This is a genomic window from Janthinobacterium amylolyticum (assembly GCF_051380655.1).
Lineage (GTDB): Bacteria > Pseudomonadota > Gammaproteobacteria > Burkholderiales > Burkholderiaceae_D > Janthinobacterium.
This window is the reverse complement of the sequence record NZ_JBNYXL010000005.1, coordinates 353,807-376,196: the sequence shown is the minus strand read 5'-3', so window position 1 is coordinate 376,196 and position 22,390 is coordinate 353,807. Positions and strand designations below refer to the sequence as shown.

Here is a 22,390-nt window from a genome sequence, read left to right as displayed (position 1 = left end):
CATGCCGTTTACCACCTCGCACCCCTTGCAACCGTACTGGAACCTGGCCGTCGCCCCGGTCCAGGCCGATGGTCTGGCCGCCGCCCTGGAACTGGGCATTTTCGAGGTGCTGGCCACGCCGCACACGCCGGCGCAACTGGCCGACATCCTGTCGCTGCATGCGCCGCACACGGCGCTGCTGCTGGAACTGCTGTGGAGCATGCAGGTGCTGGAACGCGATGCGGCCGATGCGCATGCCGACACGCAAGCACAACGCTACCGCTGCACGGCCACCACCCTGCAGTATTTCTGCCGCGATTCCGTTGCCTTTTGCGGCGATGCCTGGCTGTACCGGCTGCATGCGCTGCGCCACTTCGCCACGCAGTTGAGTACGCTCGTGCGCGAGGGCGGCAAGGCCGCGCCGTCGCCATATAACACGGCAAATGGCGTCAACTGGGCGGCCGCCGCGCAGCAGCAGATTGGCCAGGAGCAGCGCGCCGTCACCATGCGCGCGGCCCTGTCCGTGATGCAGCGCATAGCACCCTTCGCCGCCCGCAACACGCCCTTGCGCTTGCTGGACCTGGGCGGCGGTCCCGGCTGGGTCGCCATTGCGCTGGCGCAAGCCCATGCTGGATTGCACGGCTGCGTGTTTGACTGGCCGGAAACGGTGGCCGTGGCGGCCGCGAACATCGCCCACGCGCAACTATCCGAGCGCCTGGAAACCCTGGGCGGCGATCTGGACAGCGACGATATCGGCAGCGATTACGACCTGATCTGGTGCTCATCCGTGCTGCACTTCGTGCCCGATGTGCCCGCCGCCCTGCGCAAGATGCACGCGGCCCTGAAACCCGGTGGCGTACTCGTCTGCGTGCAGGCGGAAATCGCCACCGCGCCCGAGGACGCGGCGCGCGTGCTGCCCTACTATTTGCCGATGCGCATGCTGGGCCGCGCGGTGACGCGGCAGGGGGAACTGGCGCAACTGCTGCGCGCGGCCGGATGGCGGCAGGTGGAGCAATACAGCGCCAGCGATTTCCCCATGGCGCCCGTGCAGGTACTGATCGCGTACACTTAATAATTATCAATATTGCAGCAAACAGGCCGGCAAATACGCTAAGCTATGCCTGCCGCGTGGCCACTACCAGACCTTGCTGCATGCGCCAGCACCGCCACACTGCGCGCGCGACCCCACAGGGCGTTTGTATCCTCCATCGATGTCATCCGCAGCAGCATGCTGCTTCCATAGGGAAACCATCATGAATCAAGCAATTGCAGGGAAAGTCGTCATCATCACCGGCGCCAGCAGTGGCCTGGGCGAAGCCACGGCGCGGCACCTGGCCGCGCTGGGCGCCTCTGTCGTGCTCGCCGCGCGGCGCATGGATCTGCTCAACGCCATCGCCGAGGAAATCACGGCGGCCGGCGGACAGGCAGCCATCGTCCAGACCGACGTGACCCAGGCCAGCGAGGTGCAAAACCTGGTCGATACGGCGCGCGCCGTCTTCGGCAAGGTCGATGTGCTGGTCAACAATGCGGGCCTGATGGCCATCGCCCCCATCGATGCGCTGAAGGTGGAAGAGTGGGAACGCATGATCGATATCAATATCAAGGGCGTGCTGTACGGTATCGCGGCAGCGTTGCCACTCTTCCGCGCGCAGGGCAGCGGCCACTTCATCAACATTTCCTCGGTGGCGGGCGCAAAGGTCTTCAGCCCGGGCGGCACGGTGTACAGCGGCACGAAATTCGCCGTGCGCGCCATCTCGGAAGGCTTGCGCCATGAAGTGGGCGGCGCCATCCGCACCACCACCATCCTGCCGGGCGCCGTGGCCACGGAGTTGCCGAGCGGCAGCAGCCATGCGGAAAGCGCGGCCGGCTTGAAGGAATTCTACAAGCAAGCCATTCCCGCCGATGCCGTGGCGCGCGCCGTGGCGTATGCGATCGAGCAACCCGATGGCGTGGATATCAATGAAATCGTGCTGCGCCCCACGGTGCAAGAGTTTTAAGCGGCACCGGCCTGCAGCGACTCGATGATCAGGGCCGCCAGCCGTTCCACTGGCGGCCTGGCTGGTGAGGCGGCGCGCAGCAATTCCAGCGACAGCGAGGGCAGGGCGGGCAAGCCTGCCTCGGCCTCGTCCAGCACGCGCACGGACGGCGGCAAGCCGTGGCCCGTACGCACCGTCACACCGAGCCCGGCCGCCGCCGCCGCCCACAGGCCAGCCAGGCTGGGACTGGTAAACGCGATGCGCCAGGCGATGCCGGCGCGGTCCAATGCCTGCGTGGCGCAGCGCTGGAACAGGCATTCGCGGTCGAACATGATCAGCGGCAGCGCTTCTCCCGCCTGGGGCTGCCATTCCACGCTGGACGAACCGACCCAGCGCATGGCCGGCTCGGCAATGCGCTGGCGCTGGTGCAGCGGATAGCCATCGAGGCCGACGATGCCCGCGCCGCCCCACAGCAGGGCCAGGTCCAGCTGGTCCACCGCGAGGCGCTCCAGCAAGGCCGTGTTGCACGCCACGTGCGCCTCGATGCGCACTTTCGGATGGGCGCGCGCAAAACGCCCCAGCACCTCGGGCAGCAGCGCCTCGCCAAAGTCTTCCTGCAAGCCCAGCCTGATCCAGCCTTCCAGTTCCACGCCGCGCAAGGCGACAGCGGCCTCGTCATTGAGCTCCAGCAGGCGGCGCGCATAGCCAAGCAGCACTTCGCCCGCCTGCGTCAGCGCCAGGCCCCGGCCATCTTTGCGGAACAGGGGCAGGCCCGCCTGTTCCTCGAGTTTTTTCAGCTGCGCGCTGACGGCCGAGGTGGAGCGGCCCACCTTGCCGGCCGCGCGGGCAAAGCTGCCCAGCTCGATACCGGCCACATAGCTGCGCAGGAAGGCGATGTCAAAATTGAGTGGGTTCATGGCGCCCTGTAGATCATCCGGTTTTATGGGATGGTACAAATTAAATTATCTGATATTCAGAACGATCGTACTGCGCAACACTGTCAGGGTCAACCACTTTCCCTGCTTGCCATGCATACCATCTGCCCTAGCACCACACCCGTCGCCGCGCCTGCCCATGCTGCCAGCCACCGCTGGAAAGTGCTGGCCGTCGGCGTGGCGGCCAACGCCACGTTTTCCGCCGCCGCCAACGGCATGCCCACCACGGCCATCTGGCTGCGCAGCGGCTATCACCTGAGCAATACGCAACTGGGCGTGGCGCTGGGCGCCATGGGCCTGGGCGTGGCCCTGTCTGAATTGCCATGGGGCATAGCCACCGACCGCTGGGGCGACCGGCCCGTGCTACTGACCGGCTTGCTGGGCACCATGCTGGCCTTGCTGGCCCTGTTGCTGTGGATCACCCCCGCCAGCGGCACGGTGCCGCCCCTGTGGGCGCTGGCGACGGGGCTGGCGGCGGTGGGCGTGCTGGGCGGCAGCGTGAATGGCGCCAGCGGCCGCGCCGTGATGCGCTGGTTCGGCGCCGGAGAACGCGGTTTTGCCATGAGCATCCGCCAGACAGCCGTGCCGCTGGGCGGCGGGCTCGGCGCCCTTGTCCTGCCCAGTTTGGCATCACGCTACGGCTTCATGCCCGTGTTTGGCGCCCTGGCCTGCGCATGCGCGCTGTCGGCGTTTTTTACGTGGCGCTGGATGCATGAGCCCGATTTCTCTGCCGAGGCCGCCACGGGGCCGCACAACGCGTCCACGGGCGTGTCTGCGATCAAGCCGCCACCGCCGCTGCAGAACCGCAAGGTCTGGCGCATGGTGGCCGCCATCGGCTTGCTGTGCGTGCCGCAGTTTGCCATTCTCAGCTATGCGACCGTCTTCCTGCACGACCATGGCCACCTGGGCCTGGCGGCCATCACTGCCGTGATGGTGGCCCTGCAGGCGGGCGCCATGGTGATGCGCATCTGGAGCGGACGCCACACGGACCGCCGCGCGAACCGGCCCGCCTGGCTGCGCGGCTCGGCCTGGGTAGCGCTGGCCACCTTCGTGCTGCTGGGGATTGCCGCCGGCGGCCATGCGCCGGGCTGGGTGTTGATGACGGCCGTGGTGGTGGCCGGCATTGCCGTTTCCGCCTGGCATGGCGTGGCTTACACGGAGCTGGCGACGGAAGCGGGCGGCGCCAACGCGGGCACGGCCCTGGGCATGGCGAACACGGCTGTCTACGTGGGACTGTTCCTCACGCCGATCGCCATCCCGCACTTGCTGGCGGCCAGCAGCTGGCCCGTCGTGTGGTGGCTGGCGGGGCTGGTGGCGCTGGCCGCCCGGCCCCTGTTTCCGAAGCCTTAAGAAAGCGGCGAAATCCTGTAGACGCAGCGCATCGCGTTGGCCAGCACGTGCTGCTCGCGCACGATGCTGGCGCCCGGTCCCACCACTTCCTGGAACAGCTGCAACTCCGAGCGGCAAAAACCCTGGCAGGTGCGCGCGGCGGCGCAGATGGGGCAGTGATCCTCGATCAGCAGCCAGTCGCCGCCGTCTTCTTCCACGCGCGCCATATAGCCCTCTTCATCGCGCACGGCCGCCAGCTGGCGCAGGCGCGTGGGCAAGTCCGGCGCCGAGCACGCCAGTGCATACGCGCTGCGGCTTTCCTCTTCGCGCTGGGTGATGAGTTTATCCAACCCGGCCTCGCCGAACAGCTGGCGCACCGAGCCGATCAGCTTGACCGTCAGCTGCGCATGCGTGTCAGGAAAGCGCGCATTGCCCGCCTCCGTCAAGACCCAATTCTGGCGCGGCCGGCCGGCGCCCGCCTGGGCTTCCTGGCGCCCCTCGATCAAGCCCGCCGCCACCAGCTTCTGCACTTGCTGGCGCGCCGCCTCGCCCGTCATGTCCAGGGTCTTGGCCAGGGTGGCCGTGGAGACGGGCCCCTTGGTCTTGATGAAATACAGGATGCGCTCCGTCGTTTGCGGCGCCTCGCTATTATCCAAACGTTTACTTGTGTAATTCATTTCACTCAACTATCATGGGCTCAGTTAACCAACTAATTGCTTGCATAATAGGCCGGTAGCTCCCCGCTGTCGAGGAGTTTCCACGTCCGCATGCCGGCAAGACACTTTCTTCGACTGGACTCCCATGCAGCTGCCGCACTCCATCTGGCTGTTTCACGCCATTCTCGCCACCGGCCTGGCCACCTGGCTGACCCTGGCCACCATCAACAACCTGCACGCCTTCCACGGCGCCGTCTGGGCCATCGGCAACACCATGCGCATGGACCCGCTGCGCCAGGACCCGACCATCCAGACGCCGCTGCTGCGCCGCGCCCTCACCTCGTTGACCCTGCACCGGCTGGCGCTGGGCGTGGTGCTGGCCTTGCAGCTGCTGGCCGCGATTGCCGCCTGGACGGGCGTGGCGCTGTTTTTTGGCGCGTCGCTGACGCAGGCGCTGCCCTGGTTGAACCTGGCCCTGTGCGCCATGGCCGCCTTTTTGCTGCTGATGCACCTGGGCGGCCTGTGGTTCGGTTACTGGATCGCGCAGGAAGGCTTGCAGACGACGCACCTGGTACTGCTGCTGTGGACCCTGGGTCTGTTCTTTCTTTTCAACGCGCAGCGGACCTGATCAGCCTCCGCTGCGCCTCTTCTTCCCGCTGTAATAAGGACTTCATCATGCATACGAAACTCGTCGGCGCCTCCGCGCTGGCCATCACCCTGGCCGTCGCCGGTGCCGCGCTCTATCCGCGCGCGGCCTCGCATGCGGCCGATGCCGCCGCCTATCCCGCCACCAAGGTGGCGCTGGTGCCCGTCGTGCTGGGCACGCAGGAACGCTTTTTCGCCGGCGTGGGCGAACTGGAAGCATCGCGCCAGGTGCAGGTGGCGGCCGAAACGGGCGGACGCATCACGCAAATCCGCTTCGAATCGGGCCAGCAGGTAGCCGCCGGCGCCGTGCTGGTACAGCTGAACGACGCCCAAGAACAGGCAATGCTGCTGCGCCAGCGCGCGCAGCTGAAAAACGCGGAAAGCAGCCATGCCCGCACGGCGCAGATGGTGAAGGAAAAGGCGGCCACGCAGGAGCAGTTGGATAGCGCGCTGGCCGCGCGCGATGCGGCCCTGGGTGACGTGCGCCAGACGCAGGCGCTGATCGCGCAAAAGACCATCCGCGCGCCGTTCGCCGGGCAACTGGGCATCCGCAAGGTGCATGCGGGCCAGTACCTGCACGCGGCCGACACGGTGGCCAGTCTGATCGACACGAAATCGCTGCTGGTGAACTTCGCCCTCGATGAACAGAGCAGCGCCAAGCTGACGCCGGGGCAAGCCGTGCAAGTGCTGGTGGACGCCTATCCCGATGACATCTTCACGGCGAAGATCAACGCCATCGACCCGCTGGTCGCCCGCTCGCGCATGGTGCAGGTGCAGGCGGCGCTGACCAATCCCCGCAGTGCCTTGAGGCCGGGCATGTATGCGAACGTGCGCGTGGCGCGCCAAGCGGGCCGGCAATTGACGGTGCCGGAAACGGCCGTGACCTACAGCGCGTATGGCGACACGGTGTTCGTCGCGCAGCAGGAAGGAAAACAGCCGCTTACCGTCAAGCGCGTGGGCGTCAAATTGGGCGAGCGGGCAGGGGGCCGCGTGGCCATTGTCGACGGCTTGCGCGAAGGCCAGCGCGTGGTCGCCTCGGGCCAGCTGAAACTGGCCGACGGCATGGCCGTGCAAGCCGTGGCCAATACCCTGGACGAGGCGAAACGCGCCGCGCCCAAGGCCGGTTCGTAAGGAGCGCACGAGCATGAAATTCACGGATTTATTCGTACGCCGCCCCGTGCTGGCGCTGGTCATCAGCACCTTGATCCTGATGCTGGGCGTGATCGCCCTCCTGCAACTGCCGATCCGCCAGTATCCGATGCTGGAATCGTCCACCATCACGGTGAAAACCACGTATCCGGGCGCTTCGGCGGAACTGATGCAGGGCTTTGTCACGCAGCCGATCGCACAAGCCGTATCGTCGGTGGAAGGCATCGATTACCTGACGTCGTCGTCGGTGCAGGGCAGCAGCACGGTCACCGTGCGCATGGAGCTGAACCGCGACTCCACCCAGGCGCTGACGGAAGTCATGGCCAAGGTCAACCAGGTGCGCTACAAGCTGCCCGAAGGGGCGTTCGACCCCGTCATCGAGCGCTCGGCCGGCGACTCCTCGGCTGTCGCCTATGTGGGCTTTGCCAGCGAGAGCGTGTCCGCGCCCGCGCTGACGGACTACCTGGCGCGCGTGGTGCAGCCGATGTTCGCCACCATCGACGGCGTGGCGAAAGTCGACGTGTACGGCGGCCAGCAGCTGGCCATGCGCCTGTGGATCGACCCGGCCAAACTGGCGGCGCGGGGATTGACGGCCGCCGACGTGGCCGATAGCGTGCGGCGCAATAACTACCAGGCGGCACCCGGCAAAGTCAAAGGGCAGTTCGTCGTCTCCAACATCAGCGTCAACACGGATCTGACCAGCGTGGAGCAGTTCCGCGACATGGTCGTCCGCAAGGCCGGCGAAGACGGCGCGGCGCTCGTGCGCCTGAAGGATGTGGGCACGGTGGAACTGGGTGCGGCCGCCACGGAGACGAGCGGCATCATGGACGGCGTGCCGGCCGTGTACCTGGGCCTGTCGCCCACGCCCGGCGGCAACCCTTTGGTGATCGTCGAAGGCATCAAGAAGCTGCTGCCGGAGATCCAGAAAACCCTGCCGCCGGGCGTGAAAGTCGAGCTGGCGTTCGAGACGGCGCGCTTCATCCAGTCCTCCATCGACGAGGTGGCGCACACCCTGCTTGAAGCACTGCTGATCGTCGTCATCGTCATCTACCTGTGCATGGGCTCCTTGCGCTCGGTGCTGATCCCCGTCGTGACGATCCCGCTGTCGATGCTGGGCGCGGCGGCGCTGATGCTGGCCTTCGGCTTCAGCATCAATTTATTGACCTTGCTGGCGATGGTGCTGGCCGTGGGCCTGGTGGTCGATGACGCCATCGTCGTGGTGGAAAACGTGCACCGGCATATCGAGGAAGGCAAGACGCCCGTGGCGGCCGCGCTGGTGGGGGCGCGCGAAGTGGCCGGCCCCGTGATCGCCATGACCATCACCCTGGCCGCCGTGTATGCGCCGATCGGCATGATGGGGGGGCTGACGGGCGCGCTGTTCAAGGAATTCGCGCTGACCCTGGCCGGCGCCGTGGTGGTGTCGGGCGTGGTGGCCTTGACCTTGTCGCCCGTGATGAGTTCATTGCTGCTGCAGCCGAAACAATCGGAAGGACGCATGGCGCGCGCCGCCGAGCATTTCTTCGAAGGTCTCACCAGCCGCTATGCGCGCCTGCTGGACCGCTCCCTGCACCACCGCTGGCTGAGTGCCGGTTTCGCCGCGCTGGTGATGGTCAGCCTGCCGTTTTTATACCTGCTGCCGCAGCGCGAACTGGCGCCGGCAGAAGACCAGGCCAGCGTGCTGACGGCCATCAAGGCGCCGCAGCATGCGAACCTCGATTACGTCGAACGTTTTTCCTACAAGCTCGATGACATTTATAAAAACGTGCCGGAAACGGCCTCCCGCTGGATCATCAACGGCGGTGAAGGTCCGGCGTCGAGCATCGGCGGCATCAACCTGACGCCGTGGGCCGAACGCGCGCGCAACGCGGCCGTCATCCAGGCCGAATTGCAGCACGCCGTGGGCGACGTGGAAGGCACCAGCATCTTCGCCTTCCAGCTGGCGCCCTTGCCGGGATCGAGCGGCGGCTTGCCCGTGCAGATGGTCTTGCGCAGCGCGCAGGATTACGCCACCCTGTTCCGCACCATGGAAGACGTCAAGCAGCGTGCGCGGACAAGCGGCCTGTTTGCCGTCGTCGACAGCGACCTCGATTACAACAACCCGGTGGTCAAAGTGCGCGTGGATCGCTCCAAGGCGAACAGCCTGGGCATCCGCATGCAGGACATCGGCGAATCGCTGGCCGTGCTGGTGGGCGAAAATTACCTGAACCGCTTCGGCATGGATGGCCGTGCCTACGACGTCATCGCGCAAAGCCCGCGCGAACAGCGATTGACGGCGCAAGCCCTGACGCAGCAGTACGTGCGCGCCGACGATGGCAGCCTGCTGCCCCTGTCCGCCGTCGTGTCGGTGAGCGAACAGATCGAGCCGAACATGCTGACCCAGTTCAACCAGCAAAACGCGGCCACCTTCCAGGGCGTGCCGGCGCCGGGCGTGACCCTGGGCGACGCCGTGGCCTTCCTCGATGGCGTGGCGAAAACCCTGCCGCCGGGCTTCAGCTACGACTGGCAATCGGACGCGCGCCAGTTCGCCACGGAAGGCAATGCGCTGCTGCTGGCCTTCCTGGCAGCCGTCGTCGTCATCTACCTGGTGCTGGCGGCGCAGTATGAAAGCCTGACGGACCCGCTGATCATCCTGATCACAGTGCCGCTGTCGATCTGCGGCGCGCTGATTCCGCTGGCGCTCGGCTATGCCACCGTCAACATCTACACGCAGATCGGCCTGGTGACCCTGATCGGCTTGATCAGCAAGCACGGCATCCTGATGGTGGAATTTGCCAATGAATTGCAGGTGCATGAACAGCTCGACCGCATCAGCGCCATCCGCAAGGCGGCGCAGATCCGCTTGCGTCCGATTTTGATGACGACGGCCGCCATGGTGGTGGGCCTGGTGCCGCTGCTGTTCGCCTCGGGCGCCGGTGCCAACAGCCGCTTCGGCCTGGGCGTGGTGATCGTCTCGGGCATGTTGATCGGCACCTTCTTTACCCTGTTCGTGCTGCCCACCGTGTACACCTTTCTGGCCCGCCGCCACACTGCCGACCATGCCACGCCGCGCGCGCGCGACCTGTCGCAGGCGCTGAAGGAATCCGTATGAAAAATTACCGCTATCTAGCCTCCCTTTTTGCCGCCCTTTTCCCCATCCTGGCCGGCTGCGCCGTCAGCCCCGCCTACGTCACGCCAGGCACGCCCGACATTCATTTGGCCAGCCCGCAGCACGCGCAATTCGCGCCCGGCGCCAGCCAGTCTGCGCAGGCCCACTGGTGGACGTTTTTCGACGATGCGCGCCTGTCGCAGCTGATCGCCAGCGCGCTCGAATACAACCTTGATATCGCGCAGGCGCAAGCCAGTCTGCTGGCGGCGCGCGCCGTTTTCGACGAGCGCCGGCTCGATGAACTGCCCGCCGTCACGGGCCAGGCGGGATGGCAGCGGGCAGTCAAGCAAGACACGCCAGACAGCCGCGCCGCCAGCGCCAGCACGCGGTTGGGTTTCGATGCGCAGTGGGAGATCGACCTGTTCGGCCGCCTCGCGCATATCAGCCGCTCGGCACAGGCGCGCGCCGACGCGGCGCAGGCCGATTTGCGGCAAGTGCAGCTGACGATTGCCGCCGAGGTGGCGCGCAATTACTACGAAGCGCTGGGCTACCAGCACAACCTGGCGCTGACGCAGGCGCAGGTGCGCAGCTGGCGCGCTACGGTGGACTTGACCGACGCGCGCATCCGCGCCGGCGGCGGCTTGCCGGAAGAGCGGCATAACGCGCTGGCCAACCTGGCGCGCAGCGAGGCTGCCATCCCTCCCCTGCAGGCGGGCTTGCGCCAGGCGCAGTACCGGCTCGACGTCTTGAGCGGCCAAGCGCCAGGGGCCGTCGCGCTGGCCACCACGCCGCGCCAGCAGGCGCCGCTGGCGGGCCAGCTGCCGCTGGGCGACGTCAACCAGCTGATCAAACAGCGGCCCGACGTGGTGCGCGCCGAACGCCTGCTGGCCGCCTCCAGCGAAGACCTGGGGGCCGCCACGGCGGACCTGTATCCGCGCCTGAGCCTGGGCGGCTTTTTGGGCTTTTTTGCGCTGCGCGGCAGCGGCGTGTTCGACGGCGGCGCGCGCGCTTTCGAGGTGGCGCCATCCGTCAGTTATCCGGCCTTCCGCCTGGGCAGCGTCAAGGCACGTTTGCGCGGCACGCAGGCCGAGGCGCAGGGCGCGCTGGCGCGCTATGCACAGGCCTTGCTGATCGCACAGGAAGATGTGGAAAACGCCGTCACGCAACTGGCGGAAAACCAGACGCGATTGGCAGCATTGCTGGAATCGGCACGGCATGGCAACGCGGCCCTCGGCATCGCCAGCACGCGTTATGCGGGCGGTTCCGGCAGCTACCAGGCGGTGCTGGAAAACCAGCGCGCCCTGTACGATATCCGGCGCGAAGCGCTGCTGGCGGAAACGGCGTCCTACATCGATGCGATCGCCCTGTACAAGGCGCTGGGATGGGGGCAAACTATGTAGTATTTTCGATCAAAAGGAGAGACGATGTTCACACAAGGCAGCTGGCTGAATCCACCTGAAAACTGGTCCGCCGACGGCGCGCAATTGCGCGTGACGACGGACGCGAACACGGATTTCTGGCGCAAGACCTCATACGGTTTTATCCGCGACAGCGGCCACTTTTTCGGCACGCAGATCGATGGCGATTTTACGGCGCAAGTGCAGGTATCGGCGCAGTACGCATCGCTGTACGACCAGGCCGGTTTGATGGTGCGCATCGATGCGGAAAACTGGATCAAGTGCGGCGTCGAATTCTCCGACGGCCAGCTGCTGCTCAGCACCGTGCTGACGGTGGATAAATCCGACTGGGCCGTCAGTGTGGCGCCGCCCATGCCCGATGGTTTCTGGCTGCGCGTGACGGTGGCGCAAGGCGTGATCCGCGTGCAGTATTCCACCGATGGCAAACTGTGGCCGCTGCTGCGCCTGGCGCCATTTCCCGTCGCCGCGCGCTACCTGGCAGGGCCCATGTGCTGCACCCCGGAACGCGGTGGCCTGGAGGTGGTTTTTTCGCACTTCAGCCATGGCCCCGCGCTGCAAAAGGATTTGCACGATCTCAGCTAGCGCCACTTAGCTGAGCGCCGTATCGAGCACCATCATCAGGAGAAAGCCGCACACCAGCGCGGTGCTGGAAACACCGCCATTGCCGCTGCGCTGCGCCTCGGGAATGGCGTCGTGCACGATGACGAACAGCATGGCGCCGGCGGCGGCCGCCAAGCCCCACGGCAGCAGGGCGGACGAGAGACCGATCACGGCCAGGCCCGCCAGCGCCGCCACCGGCTCGACCAGGCCGGAGGCGGCGCCCATGGCCACCGACAGACGCCGGCCGTAGCCGACGCTGCGCAGCGCCAGCGCCACCACCAAGCCTTCCGGCACGTCCTGGATGGCGATGCCGGCCGCCAGCGCATTGGCCTTGTCCAGGTCGATGCCGGCATAGCCCACGCCAATCGCCAATCCCTCGGGCACGTTATGCAAGGTGATGGCGAAGACAAAAATCCACACCCGTTTCAAGCTGCTGGCCACGATGCTATCGGTCGCGCCGGCTGGCACGCGCACGCGCACGGCCAGGTTGAGCGCAATGATCAACACGACGCCCGCCGCCATGGCCAGCGCCACCAGCAGGCTGGCCGCCAGCGGCGTGGCCGCATGCAGGCGCGCCGCGCCCAGGGCCGGCAACACGAGGGAAAATGCCGTCGCCGCCAGCATCACGCCGGCGCCGAAGCCAAGAAATGCATCGTAGCCGCGCTGCGAAAAGGTGTGCGACAGCAGCACCGGCACGGTTCCCAGCGCCGTCGCGGCCGCCGCCATGCCGCCGCCGATCAGGACCGGCGCCAGATGGACATTGCGCAGCGCCAGCTGGGCCGCCAACGCGTACAGCAGTAGCAGCGAGGCGCCGCCGCACAGGGCAAAGCCCAGTGCGCGGGGCCAGGACCAGTGCCTGGCCAGGGCCAGCAGCGCTCGGGGCGTATTCACGCTGGTGGCGCCCGGCCTGCTGCGCTACAGGGGCATGGACGAGGTGCTGCCATCGCGGCCGTTGGCGCGCATGCCCAGTTCGGCACCCGTCAGCGGATCGGCGTCGGGATTCGATGCCGTGCGCGCCGCCATCTGCTGCACTGTCGCCAATTCGTCCTGCGGCAGTTTCACTTCGGCCTCGCCCGTGCCGCCGTCGACGGCCATCTGCTGGCGCGGATCGGACACATACTGCCACTTGCCGCCCTGGTTCCACGGCCCGCGTTCCTCGCCCGGTCCCTGCGACATATTGAAATACACATCGGCATACTGCGGGTCGCCCGGCAGTTTGCCCGGCGGGAAATTCGGCTCGATCGAGTACAGGGCTTTTTCAAACGACTTCTGGTGCGCCACTTCGCGCGTCATCAGGAAACCCAGCGCTTCCTTCACGCCCGGGTCATCCGTCAGGTTGATCAGGCGTTCGTAGACGATCTTGGCACGCGCCTCGGCGGCGATGTTCGAGCGCAGGTCGGCCGTCGGTTCGCCGATGGTGTCGATGTAGGCGGCCGTCCACGGCACGCCGGCCGAATTGACCAGCGGCGCGCCGCCGCCGTACAGCACTTGCGTCACGTGGCTGTCGTTGCCCGCCCCCGTGATATTGCGATACAGCTCGCCCGCCTGGTCGACACCCTCGGCCAGCCGGCCCTTGGCGCCCTTGTTGAGCATGACGACGATATTGCCGATCACTTCCAGGTGGCTCAGTTCTTCTGTCGCGATATCGAACAGCATGTCCTTGCGGCCCGGATCGTCCTCCGACAAGGCTTGCGTGAAATAGCGGCAGGCGGCGGCAAGCTCGCCCTGCGGGCCGCCGAATTGTTCCAGCATCAGGTTGGCCAGCCCGGGATTGGGCTGCTCCACCCTGACCGTGTATTGCAGTCGCTTGTTGTGTGCAAACATGGTGTTCTCCTCGTTCGCAGCACGCCGGTCTACTCGTGCTGATTCAGTGATCTGTGGATGTCCTTCGACTCGTTGCGCCCCGGCCGGTCGTCGGCCAGCTTGCCCGCTTCGCTCTGCGGCCGCTGCGCCGCGCCCTTGACGTGCGCGTTGTCATCGGGCTGATTCAAGTTGCGCAGGTTTTCCTGTTCCACCGGGTCAGGCCCGCCCTGCGGCGTGATGACGTCGTTGGCCCAGTGGCCGCTGTTGGCATTGCCGCTGGCCTGCTTGCCGCCGCCCTGGTTGGCGTAGGCATCGCCCTGCGTCCGGTTCACATCGCTCTTGTCCATGCGTGTGTTGCGGCCCTGGTCGGCGGGATGCTGCGGTGTATTGCCGTGTTTTTCCTGCATGCGTTTCTCCTCGGTGGGTGGATGAAGTTCCATGCTACTGGCGCGCGGCCGCCGGCAAGATAGGCGCGCGGCGGGCAGGCATGTAGGAAAGCGCCTCGCGCAGCGCCCGATACAGCGGCTCAGCGCCGCCGCAGCCACAGCGCGCCGGCCGCCAGGCCGATGCCGAAGGCGCCGTACACCAGCAGCAGCGAAGGGCGCGACAGGCGCATCTCGTAGCCGGGCTGCAAACGGTGCGGCGTCAGCTGGTAGTCGGTAAAGCAGGCCACGGCCGTGGCGCCGGCCGCCGCCGCCACGGTGGACGCCACGCGCCGCCGATCAAGGATGCGCGCCGCATAGCGTTCGAACAGCACGCCCCAGAAGATGGCGCTGCAATGGTGGATAACGTAGCCGACCAGGGTATGCCTGAGCGTGGCGTCGTCGCGGCGCGCCGCCTGGTCGCCCCACAGCCAGTGGCTGACGGCGTTGACGGCGGCAAATGCGCTGCCCGTTTCGCGCCGCCCGCACAGGGCCAGCGCGGCGGCGGATAGCAGGGAGGCAAGGCTGCCCGACAGGGCGCCATGACGCAGAGAGAGGGCAAAAGAGGGCAAGGCTGGCATGGTTGGTCTCCGTGGTGGATGCGGCAATGAACTGAAATGCAAAAGGCGAATCCAACCCTCATCAGGAGGACATCGATGCGCATACTGCTGACGGGAGCGAGTGGATTCATCGGCACGCATGTTTCGACCGCGCTGCTGGCCGAAGGTTTCCAGCTGGTGTGCACGGTGCACCACGCGCGGCGCCACGCCCACGTCGGCGAAGGGCAGCGCGTGCGCCTGGTCGAAGCCGATTTTGCGCATGACACGGCCAAGGCTGCGTGGCTGCCGCGCCTGGCCGGCATCGACGTCGTCATCAACTGCGTCGGCATCATCGCCGAGCATGGCGCGCAGACCTTCGCCGCCCTGCACACGCAGACGCCGTGCGCCCTGTTCGCCGCCTGCGCCGAGAGCGAGGTGCAACTGGTGATCCAGCTGTCGGCCCTGGGCGCGGACGAAGGCGCCGTGTCGCCGTATCACCTGAGCAAGAAGGCAGCCGACGACTTTCTCGCCAGCCTGCCGCTGCGCGCCGTCATCGTGCAGCCCTCGCTCGTGTATGGCGACGACGGCGCCAGCGCGCGCCTGTTCCGCATGCTGGCCAGCCTGCCCGTGTATCCGCGCTTCGGCCGCGCGCCGCAGCTGGTGCAGCCCGTGCATGTGGATGACTTGAGCGACCTCATCGTGGCGCTGCTGCGCGGCGCCGGCGCCGTGGGCGGCCAGAAGACGCGCCGCGTGCCCGCCGTCGGTCCGCAGGCGCTGCCGTTGACGGCCTATCTGGCGGCCCTGCGCGCGGCCATGGGACTGGGCCGCCTGCGCATCATGCCGCTGCCCCGGTGGCTGATGCCGCCCGTGCTGCTGCTGGCCAGGCTGCTGGGCTTTGCCATGCCGGACCGCGCCACCCTGGGCATGCTCGAGCGCGGCAATGCGGCCGATGCGGGCACCACGCGACGCCTGCTGGGGCACGCGCCGCGCCCCGTGGCACAGTTCATCAGCGACCCGCGCGGCGCCGCCTTGCGCGCCCGGCTGGACTGGCTGCTGCCGGTGCTGCGCCTGTCGCTTGCCATCGTGTGGCTCGCCACGGCCATTGTCTCGGCCGGCGTGTATCCGCTTGAAGACAGCTATGGCCTGCTCACGCGCAGCGGCGTGCCGCCCGCCTGGGCGCCGCCGCTGCTGGCGGGCGCCTGCCTGCTTGATCTGCTGCTGGGCGTGGCCACCCTGGCGCTGCGCCCGCCGTGGCGGCGCTGGCTGTGGCCGGCGCAGGCCCTGCTGATCCTTTTCTACACTGTCTGGATCGCTGTGCGCCTGCCGGAATTCCTCTGGCATCCGTACGGCCCGCTGACAAAAAACCTGCCCATGCTGGCGGCCCTGTGGCTGCTGTACCAACTGGAGGAAAAATAATGGAATACCTGGTCATCAAATGGCTGCACATCGTCTCGTCGACCCTGCTTTTCGGCACCGGCATCGGCTCGGCCTTCTACATGCTGTTCACCAGCCTGAGCCGCGACGTGCGCGCCATCGCCGTCGTCAGCCGCCACGTGGTGCGCGCCGACTGGCTGTTTACGGCCACCACCGTGGTGTTCCAGCCGCTGAGCGGCTTTTACCTGGCCCACCTGGCCGGCTATCCCTTGAGCAGCCGCTGGATCGTCTGGTCCGTGGTGCTGTACCTGGTGGCCGGCGCCTGCTGGCTGCCCGTCGTCTGGCTGCAAATGCGCATGCGCGACATGGCGCACGTCAGCGCGCGCGACGGCCTGGCCTTGCCCACGCTGTACTGGCGCTACCTGCGCATCTGGGCGGTACTGGGGGTGCCCGCCTTCTTCGCCCTCATCATCGTGTTTTATCTGATGACGGCCAAGCCCGTTTAAGCTCTGCTTGCGTCAGTGTTTCGTCAGTGTTTGCGGCCCTGCTTCTTGCCACCGCCGGCACCCTTGCCGGCACCGGCTTTCGTGTGGCTGGCCGCCTCCTTGCCGCGCTTGGCACTATCATTTTCGGTAGCGGATTTTTCTTCCGTGGCGGTGGCCGACTGGCGGTTCTGGCCCGCCTGCGATTTTTGCTTGTGCATGCTGCTCTCCCGATGCGCGCCTCAATACTTTCAGCCTAGCCGCCGCGGCGCCATTGGCCATCGGCGCGCCCGCCGCCACCTTGTAGGATCATGCCGCCAAAACCGCCCATGTCTCGTGCAGATGGCGCCACAGCAGCTTGCCGTGCGGCGTTTTTTCATACACGACGGTGGACAATCGCTGCGTGTTTTCACCGCCCGGCAGCGACTGGAACTCGCGGTAGGACACTGTGGCGCCGGCGGCATTTTCCTGAATCAGCATCAGGTCCGCAATATGCATCTGCAAGCCCGGACGGCTGCCGCCGGCAGCCTGGAAAAACGTCGCCAGACCGGCGGCATCGAGCTGCTCGCCACCGGGCGAAATCATCGTGAAAGCGGGCGAAAAACGCGCGAGCAGATCGGTGCAATGTCCGGCTGCCGTGGCCTCGCCGCCGAGCCATTCGCGGATCAGCACATGGGTGGACAGCACATCGTCAAAATAGGGGTTGGTAGGGTTCATTTTTGGCGTTCCTGAGGGTGAGAAAAAAGACTGAGCACGGCGCGGTTGTCGATGCGCAAGCACAGCATCAAGGGCAGTACGCACGAGGCGGCGGCGAGGGCGAAGCAGCAGTGGAAAACCTGCGCCGCGCGGGCATGCTGGGCGGGGTCGTCCGGCGAGGCCATGCCGTGCGCCGCCAGCAGGCTGTTGAGCAATACGCTGAGCAGCGCGACGCCCAGGCAAAAGCCCAGCTGACGGTTGATGTTCCACACGGCGCTGGCCTGGCTCAGCTGGCTGTCGGGCGTGCGCAAAAAGGCCGTGCTTTGTGCCGTGCTGCTGCACAAGCCGCCGCCAAAACCCATCACGGCGTAGGCGCCGGCCAGCCAGAACAGCTGATCCGCCGCCTGCACCCGCAGCAGCATCAGCATGCCTGCCGCCTGCAGCAGCGCGCCAGCGATGAACAGCGGTTTCGGTCCCACGCGGCGATACGTTTTTCCCGTCAGCGCGATGGCGCCGAACGAGGCCACGGCCCACGGCAGCATCAGCGCGCCCGCCGTCGAGGCGGACATGCCCAGCACGCCCTGCAGATACAGCATGGCCAGCAGGCTCACGCCCATGAAGACGCCGGGCACCAGCAGGTACATCAGCATGGAGATGCGCAGCAGCGGTTCGCTGGCCAGGCGCAGGTTGAGCAGCGGCGTGGACTTGCGCAGCGCGCCGCGCACATAGCCCCAGGCGCAGACGGCACCCAGCGCCAGCACGCCGGCGCCCGCCAGGGCATCGCCCGGCGTGCCCAGCATGGTCAGGCCCAGCAACAGCAGCAGGATCGCCACGCAGCCCGCCAGCAGGCCGGCCACGTCGAGCCGCGGGACGTGCGCACGGGGCGGATCAGGGCGCAGCCAGCAAACGGCCAGCAGCAGCGCCAGCGCGGCGAACGGCACGTTCAGGTAGAAAATCCAGCGCCAGGACAGGCTGTCGACGATCATCCCGCCCAGCGCGGGCGAGAGGGCCGGCGCCAGCAAGCCCACCAGCATGATGACGGACGACAGGCCCGGGCGCTCCGCAGGCGGGTACAGTTGATACGTCATGCTTTGCCCCAGCGGGATCAGCAGCCCGCCGCCCAGGCCCTGCACGCAGCGCCAGGCGATCAGCGCCTCGATCGTCGGTGCCAGGCCGGCGCCCACGCTGGCGAATAAAAAAGTTAGCAACGAGGCCACGAACACGGTTTTGCTGCCATAATAGGCAGCCAGCCAGGCGCTGGCGGGAATCACGATGGTCAGCCCGAGGATGTAGGCGGTGCTGATCCAGCCCAGCTGCGCCACCGAGGCGTGCAAGCCATGGCCGATGTCGGGAAAGGCCACGCTGGTGATGAACATGTTGATCAGGTCAACGAAAAACCCCAGCAGATAGATAGCTGCGACCTTTTTGCGGTAGTCCATGGTGCTCCGAATGGCAAACGGCCAGCTTAAGCGCCGCAGGCCAGTTGCGTAACGTGCCAGCCCCGATTACACTGTCAAAGTAATTTTGACAAACATCCCTCATCCGCATGCCTTCTCATTCTTATCCATGATCAGTCTTGACCGTTTAGGTATTTTCATCGCCATCGTCGACGCCGGTTCACTGACGGCGGCCGCCGCCGTGCTGGGCCAGAGCAAGGCCGTGGTGAGTTTTAACTTGAAACAGCTGGAGGCCGAACTGGGCGTGTCGCTGCTGACGCGCAGCACGCGCAGCCTGGCGCTGACGGACGTGGGACGGCGTTTTTATGAAGATTGCCAGCGCGTGCTGAGCGAAGCGCATGGCGCCATCGAGACGGCGCGCCAGGGCCACCAGGGCTTGCGCGGCACCCTGCGCCTGACCACCACCGTCGAATACGGCAGCCGCACCGTGGTCCCCGCGCTGATCGCCTTTGCGGCCGCCCACCCGCAGCTGCAGATCCAGCATGCGTCGTCGTCCTCGCATGAAGACCTGATCGCCGGGCGCTACGACGTCGCCATCCGCATGGGTTCACTCAACGATTCGAGCTACCGCGCCGCGCTGATCGAGCCGTACGCGATCTGGCCCGTGGCGTCGCCCGCCTACCTGGCCAGCCTGCCCGGCAAGGGCGTCGCCAGCCTGGACGACTTGCAGCGCGCACGCTGGCTGGCGCACAGCCGCCTGGCGTCGCCCCTGCGCTGGGAAGTGCAGACACAGGATGGCCCGGCCGCCTTCGCCGCGCAGGACGACGCCGTCATCCAGTCCGACTCCGCCTCGGCCCTGCTGGGCTTTGCCCTGGGCGGCTGCGGCGTGGCCCTGCTGCCGCAATGGCAGGTGGAAGGCGAGGTGCGCGCGGGACGTTTGCGCCATCTGCTGCCGCACGTGGTCTTTCCACAGCAGGGCGTGTATGCCGTGTATGCGAACACCCAGCATATCCCGGAAAAGGTGCGCGCCTTCATCGACTTCCTGCGCGCCTTCGTCGGTACGGCGGACTGAGGTTTCACGTGGCGCCCTGGCGCCCTGACAGCCATATCAGCCTGCAAACAGTTGAAATTACAACGATTTCCACGGGGCAAACGCGCGCCTGTTTCGATTTGCACGGCCTACACTGCAGGGACGTTGTTCATCGAATGGAGACCATCATGGCACATACATTGGCAGCAGTTTTCGCGCAGCGCGACATGGCCGAGCATGCGCGGCAAGACTTGATCAACGCTGGCTTTTCCAGCGCCAACATCCGCCTGCACGATGCGGGCAGCGACGGCATGGCGGCGCAGGAGGCCAGCCACGACGGCGACAATCTGCTCGACAGCATCAAGCATTTCTTTTCCGACCTGTTCGGCAGCCATGCCGACCGCCACGTGTACGCGGAAGCCGTACGGCGCGGGCATATCGTGCTGACACTGGCAGAGGCCAGCGACGCCGACATCCAGCGTGCCACCGACCTCGTCGAACGCTACGCGCCCATCGATATCGACGCGCACGCGGAGCACTGGCGCGCCGGCGGCTGGCAAGGCGCCAGCGCGCCGCCGCAAGACACTACGCCGCGCCAGGGCGCCAGCATGCAGTCTGACGCGCCATCGCAGCAGGGCAGCTACGCCGGTAACGCCGGGAACCTGAACGAGACGGCGGCATCGCAGCAGTTCGCCGGCGGCATGCCGACGGCCGGCATGGAGACGAATCTGGCCGCGAACGCCGGCGCCACCGTGCGCCGCTACCCCGGCGCCGACAACCTGCCGGGCACCAGCTACGACGAGGAGCAGTACTACCGCAGCCACTGGAGCAGCCAGTACGCAGCCACCGGCACGCGCTTCGAGGACTACGATCCCGCCTACCGCTATGGCCACTCGATGGCGCGCAGCGCCAGCTACGAGGGGCAAAACTGGGAGCAGGTGGAGCCCGAGCTGCGCAGCAACTGGGAGCACACGTATCCGCAATCGGCCTGGGACGACTTCAAGGCGGCCGTCAGGCATGGCTGGGAGCGCATCACGTCCTGAGCGTCAGCGGTGCGTTGGCGCGTGCCTGGCGCCTCTCAGCGCCCCTCGTGCGTGAGCTTGAGGAAGTGGTTGAGGATGTGGAAGTGGTCTTCAAAGAATTCCTCTTCCATGGCCGGCAGCGCTGCCACCGGCACCCACTGCGCCAGCGCCGCGTCGTCGGCCGCCGTCACGGCCGGCAGCTGGCGCGTCTTCAAGTCAAAATAATGCGCATGCGTGATGGTGCGCCCGCGCTGGCTGCGGTCCGGATGGTCGAACACGGCCACGCCGACCAGCGCCTCGACCAGGGTGGGCGCCAGCACGCCCAGCTGGGTCTCTTCGGCCAGTTCGCGGATGGCGCCCTGCAGCAGGCGTTCGCGCGGCTCCAGGAAGCCGCCGGGCAGCGCCCACAATCCCTTGCCCGGATAGCCGCCACGGCGCACCAGCAGCACGTGGCCGCCCGTCTGCACCAGCGCGTCGACGGTGGTGAAGATGGGCGGATACGGCGCCACGCGCCAGCGCGCTTTATACGCTTCGATGGCGCGGTATTCCTGCACCAGCGGTGCGTACCACGGCAGCAGGGTCCACGCTTTCACATACTGGCTGATGGCCACGGGCAGCAGCTGCGCCACGGCGCTCAGCGATACCGCCACATCCTCGGCCTCGAACAGCACGTTGCGGATCGCCGTGGCGCCGATGGGCGCGCCCGCATCGATCTCCAGATTGAAGAGCTGCCAGTGGGGGAAGTGGTGCAGATAGTAGCTGGTGGCGTCCTTGAAGCAGGCCACCAGCATCACGCGCTGCGCCTTCGGCACGGCGCCCGCCACGGCATGCCGCACGGCGTCGGCCCACAGGCCGTCATCGTAGTAGTCGCGCACGGCCACATAATGCACGCGCTCGCGCTGCGCCTCGGGCAAGGTCGCGGCGATCATGGCGGCGCGTTCCTGCCACGTGAATGGATTTTTCGGGCTGCGCGCATGGAAGGCGGAACCGAGCACCACCACCACGTGGGCGGCGGTGGCCAGCGCCTTTTGCAGCAAGCCCGCATGGCCGTTATGAAAAGGCTGGAAGCGGCCAATCAGGATGGCCGCGTCGGCGGAATAGGCGAGTGTCATGCGTCGTCTCCGGTGGGGTAGTGGGCGGCGATCGGCAATTGACGGCCGCTGCCAAAGGCGCGCGAACGCACGCGGATGATGGGCGCCGCCTGGCGCCGTTTGTATTCATTGCGGGCGACCATGCCAAGGATGCGCGTGACCAGCTGCTTGCCATCCTCCTGCTGGCGCAGCTGCGCGACAAAGGCCGACGCCTGCGCGCTCTCCGCCAGCGGCAGGCGGCGCCCTTCGATATGCCACTTTAAGATTTCATCGAGCACGGGATACGGCGGCAAGCTGTCCGTGTCGCGCTGGCCCGGCGCCAGTTCCGCCGATGGCGGTTTATCGAGCACGGCGACGGGAATCAGTTCGCGCCCGGCGCTGGCGTTGAGGTGGCGCGACAGGGCGAACACCTCGGTCTTGTACAAGTCGCCGATCAGTCCCAGGCCGCCGTTCGTGTCGCCATACAGGGTGCAGTAGCCCACCGAGATTTCGCTCTTGTTGCCGGTGGTGAGCAGCAGGGCGCCAAACGCGTTCGAGTATTCCATCAATATCGCGCCGCGCACGCGCGCCTGCAGGTTTTCCAGCGGCAGCCCTTGCAGCTTGGCGTCGAAGGCGGCCGCGTAACCGGTCTCGTACTGCGCCACGATGTCGCGGATCGGGTGCGTGTGCAGGGCGATGCCCAGGTTGGCGCACAGGGCCACGGAATCGGTGACGGAGCCGGCCAGCGCGTGGAGGCCTGCAGCAAGGTGTCCAGCGCCCGCT

General features: G+C 66.8%; 22 protein-coding genes and 1 pseudogene. 12 read left to right on the top strand and 11 right to left on the bottom strand.

Annotation, left to right across the window (positions count from 1 at the left end):
• The first annotated feature begins 1 nt into the window (after position 1).
• Together ACQ4WR_RS13195 and ACQ4WR_RS13190 are read left to right on the top strand one after the other, a co-directional pair.
• The gene (locus ACQ4WR_RS13195; protein WP_436487735.1) at positions 2-1,051 is read left to right on the top strand and encodes a methyltransferase domain-containing protein; all 1,050 of its coding nucleotides are present in this window, start codon (positions 2-4) and stop codon (positions 1,049-1,051) included.
• A 181-nt stretch (positions 1,052-1,232) separates the two neighbouring features.
• Positions 1,233-1,976: an SDR family oxidoreductase gene (locus ACQ4WR_RS13190; RefSeq protein ID WP_436487733.1), complete on the top strand. Its 744-nt coding sequence runs from the start codon at positions 1,233-1,235 to the stop codon at positions 1,974-1,976.
• On the opposite strand, the gene ACQ4WR_RS13185 is transcribed toward ACQ4WR_RS13190, so the two are convergent.
• Positions 1,973-2,872, bottom strand: a complete 900-nt coding sequence (locus ACQ4WR_RS13185) for a LysR substrate-binding domain-containing protein (RefSeq protein WP_436487731.1) — start codon at positions 2,870-2,872, stop codon at positions 1,973-1,975. The two genes, ACQ4WR_RS13190 and ACQ4WR_RS13185, sit on opposite strands and share 4 nt — an antisense overlap.
• Positions 2,873-2,983: 111 nt before the next feature.
• On the opposite strand from ACQ4WR_RS13185, the gene ACQ4WR_RS13180 reads away from it, so the two are divergent.
• Positions 2,984-4,240, top strand: coding sequence for an MFS transporter (locus tag ACQ4WR_RS13180; protein ID WP_436487729.1), 1,257 nt, complete (start codon positions 2,984-2,986; stop codon positions 4,238-4,240).
• Here the strand turns inward: ACQ4WR_RS13180 and ACQ4WR_RS13175 are convergent.
• On the bottom strand, positions 4,237-4,896 hold the full coding sequence (locus tag ACQ4WR_RS13175; protein ID WP_436487727.1) for a helix-turn-helix transcriptional regulator: 660 nt from the start codon (positions 4,894-4,896) through the stop codon (positions 4,237-4,239). The two genes, ACQ4WR_RS13180 and ACQ4WR_RS13175, sit on opposite strands and share 4 nt — an antisense overlap.
• A 124-nt stretch (positions 4,897-5,020) precedes the next feature.
• Here ACQ4WR_RS13175 and ACQ4WR_RS13170 point away from each other — a divergent pair, with 124 nt between their 5' ends.
• The 5 genes from ACQ4WR_RS13170 to ACQ4WR_RS13150 are packed head-to-tail and all read left to right on the top strand — an operon-like array spanning position 5,021 to position 11,754.
• The gene (locus ACQ4WR_RS13170; RefSeq protein ID WP_436487725.1) at positions 5,021-5,503 is read left to right on the top strand and encodes a DUF2165 family protein; all 483 of its coding nucleotides are present in this window, start codon (positions 5,021-5,023) and stop codon (positions 5,501-5,503) included.
• Between the two features lie 47 nt (positions 5,504-5,550).
• The gene (locus ACQ4WR_RS13165) at positions 5,551-6,651 is read left to right on the top strand and encodes an efflux RND transporter periplasmic adaptor subunit (protein WP_436487723.1); all 1,101 of its coding nucleotides are present in this window, start codon (positions 5,551-5,553) and stop codon (positions 6,649-6,651) included.
• Positions 6,652-6,664: 13 nt separating this feature from the next.
• Entirely contained in the window at positions 6,665-9,757 is a 3,093-nt protein-coding gene (locus ACQ4WR_RS13160; RefSeq protein ID WP_436487721.1) for a MexW/MexI family multidrug efflux RND transporter permease subunit, read from the top strand.
• The gene (locus ACQ4WR_RS13155; protein WP_436487719.1) at positions 9,754-11,154 is read left to right on the top strand and encodes an efflux transporter outer membrane subunit; all 1,401 of its coding nucleotides are present in this window, start codon (positions 9,754-9,756) and stop codon (positions 11,152-11,154) included. The genes ACQ4WR_RS13160 and ACQ4WR_RS13155 overlap by 4 nt, the downstream gene beginning before the upstream one ends.
• 24 nt (positions 11,155-11,178) lie before the next feature.
• Positions 11,179-11,754, top strand: coding sequence for a DUF1349 domain-containing protein (locus tag ACQ4WR_RS13150; RefSeq protein WP_102293061.1), 576 nt, complete (start codon positions 11,179-11,181; stop codon positions 11,752-11,754).
• Between the two features lie 6 nt (positions 11,755-11,760).
• On the opposite strand, the gene ACQ4WR_RS13145 is transcribed toward ACQ4WR_RS13150, so the two are convergent.
• From ACQ4WR_RS13145 to ACQ4WR_RS13130, 4 genes are all read right to left on the bottom strand, one after another.
• Positions 11,761-12,663, bottom strand: coding sequence for a ZIP family metal transporter (locus tag ACQ4WR_RS13145; RefSeq protein WP_436487717.1), 903 nt, complete (start codon positions 12,661-12,663; stop codon positions 11,761-11,763).
• A 24-nt stretch (positions 12,664-12,687) separates the two neighbouring features.
• Positions 12,688-13,596: a manganese catalase family protein gene (locus ACQ4WR_RS13140; RefSeq protein WP_102293059.1), complete on the bottom strand. Its 909-nt coding sequence runs from the start codon at positions 13,594-13,596 to the stop codon at positions 12,688-12,690.
• Between the two features lie 29 nt (positions 13,597-13,625).
• Positions 13,626-13,982 carry a hypothetical protein gene (locus ACQ4WR_RS13135; RefSeq protein WP_102293058.1) on the bottom strand — a complete coding sequence of 119 codons (357 nt, stop codon included), beginning with the start codon at positions 13,980-13,982 and terminating at the stop codon, positions 13,626-13,628.
• Positions 13,983-14,101: 119 nt separating this feature from the next.
• Positions 14,102-14,578, bottom strand: coding sequence for a hypothetical protein (locus tag ACQ4WR_RS13130; RefSeq protein ID WP_436487714.1), 477 nt, complete (start codon positions 14,576-14,578; stop codon positions 14,102-14,104).
• Between the two features lie 75 nt (positions 14,579-14,653).
• Here ACQ4WR_RS13130 and ACQ4WR_RS13125 point away from each other — a divergent pair, with 75 nt between their 5' ends.
• A complete protein-coding gene (locus tag ACQ4WR_RS13125; protein WP_436487712.1) occupies positions 14,654-15,952 on the top strand; it encodes an SDR family oxidoreductase in 1,299 nt (432 codons plus the stop codon).
• Positions 15,952-16,416, top strand: coding sequence for a DUF2269 family protein (locus ACQ4WR_RS13120; protein ID WP_436487710.1), 465 nt, complete (start codon positions 15,952-15,954; stop codon positions 16,414-16,416). Before ACQ4WR_RS13125 ends, ACQ4WR_RS13120 begins: the two co-directional genes overlap by 1 nt.
• A 23-nt stretch (positions 16,417-16,439) precedes the next feature.
• Here ACQ4WR_RS13120 and ACQ4WR_RS13115 read toward each other — a convergent pair whose 3' ends face one another.
• From ACQ4WR_RS13115 to ACQ4WR_RS13105, 3 genes are all read right to left on the bottom strand, one after another.
• Positions 16,440-16,613: a hypothetical protein gene (locus ACQ4WR_RS13115; RefSeq protein WP_180979298.1), complete on the bottom strand. Its 174-nt coding sequence runs from the start codon at positions 16,611-16,613 to the stop codon at positions 16,440-16,442.
• 88 nt (positions 16,614-16,701) lie between these two features.
• On the bottom strand, positions 16,702-17,109 hold the full coding sequence (locus tag ACQ4WR_RS13110) for a DUF4440 domain-containing protein (protein WP_436487708.1): 408 nt from the start codon (positions 17,107-17,109) through the stop codon (positions 16,702-16,704).
• Positions 17,106-18,527 carry an MFS transporter gene (locus ACQ4WR_RS13105; protein WP_436487707.1) on the bottom strand — a complete coding sequence of 474 codons (1,422 nt, stop codon included), beginning with the start codon at positions 18,525-18,527 and terminating at the stop codon, positions 17,106-17,108. The genes ACQ4WR_RS13110 and ACQ4WR_RS13105 overlap by 4 nt, the downstream gene beginning before the upstream one ends.
• 127 nt (positions 18,528-18,654) lie before the next feature.
• On the opposite strand from ACQ4WR_RS13105, the gene ACQ4WR_RS13100 reads away from it, so the two are divergent.
• Together ACQ4WR_RS13100 and ACQ4WR_RS13095 are read left to right on the top strand one after the other, a co-directional pair.
• Positions 18,655-19,557 carry a LysR family transcriptional regulator gene (locus tag ACQ4WR_RS13100; RefSeq protein ID WP_102293053.1) on the top strand — a complete coding sequence of 301 codons (903 nt, stop codon included), beginning with the start codon at positions 18,655-18,657 and terminating at the stop codon, positions 19,555-19,557.
• A gap of 146 nt (positions 19,558-19,703) precedes the next feature.
• The gene (locus ACQ4WR_RS13095) at positions 19,704-20,558 is read left to right on the top strand and encodes a hypothetical protein (RefSeq protein ID WP_436487704.1); all 855 of its coding nucleotides are present in this window, start codon (positions 19,704-19,706) and stop codon (positions 20,556-20,558) included.
• 35 nt (positions 20,559-20,593) lie between these two features.
• Here the strand turns inward: ACQ4WR_RS13095 and ACQ4WR_RS13090 are convergent, their stop codons facing one another.
• Together ACQ4WR_RS13090 and nadE are read right to left on the bottom strand one after the other, a co-directional pair.
• Entirely contained in the window at positions 20,594-21,649 is a 1,056-nt protein-coding gene (locus ACQ4WR_RS13090) for a bifunctional nicotinamide-nucleotide adenylyltransferase/Nudix hydroxylase (RefSeq protein ID WP_102293051.1), read from the bottom strand.
• Positions 21,646-22,359, bottom strand: a pseudogene (gene nadE, locus ACQ4WR_RS13085) (NAD(+) synthase); the annotation flags it as partial. The pseudogene nadE and the gene ACQ4WR_RS13090, both read right to left, overlap by 4 nt.
• Positions 22,360-22,390 lie beyond the last annotated feature (31 nt).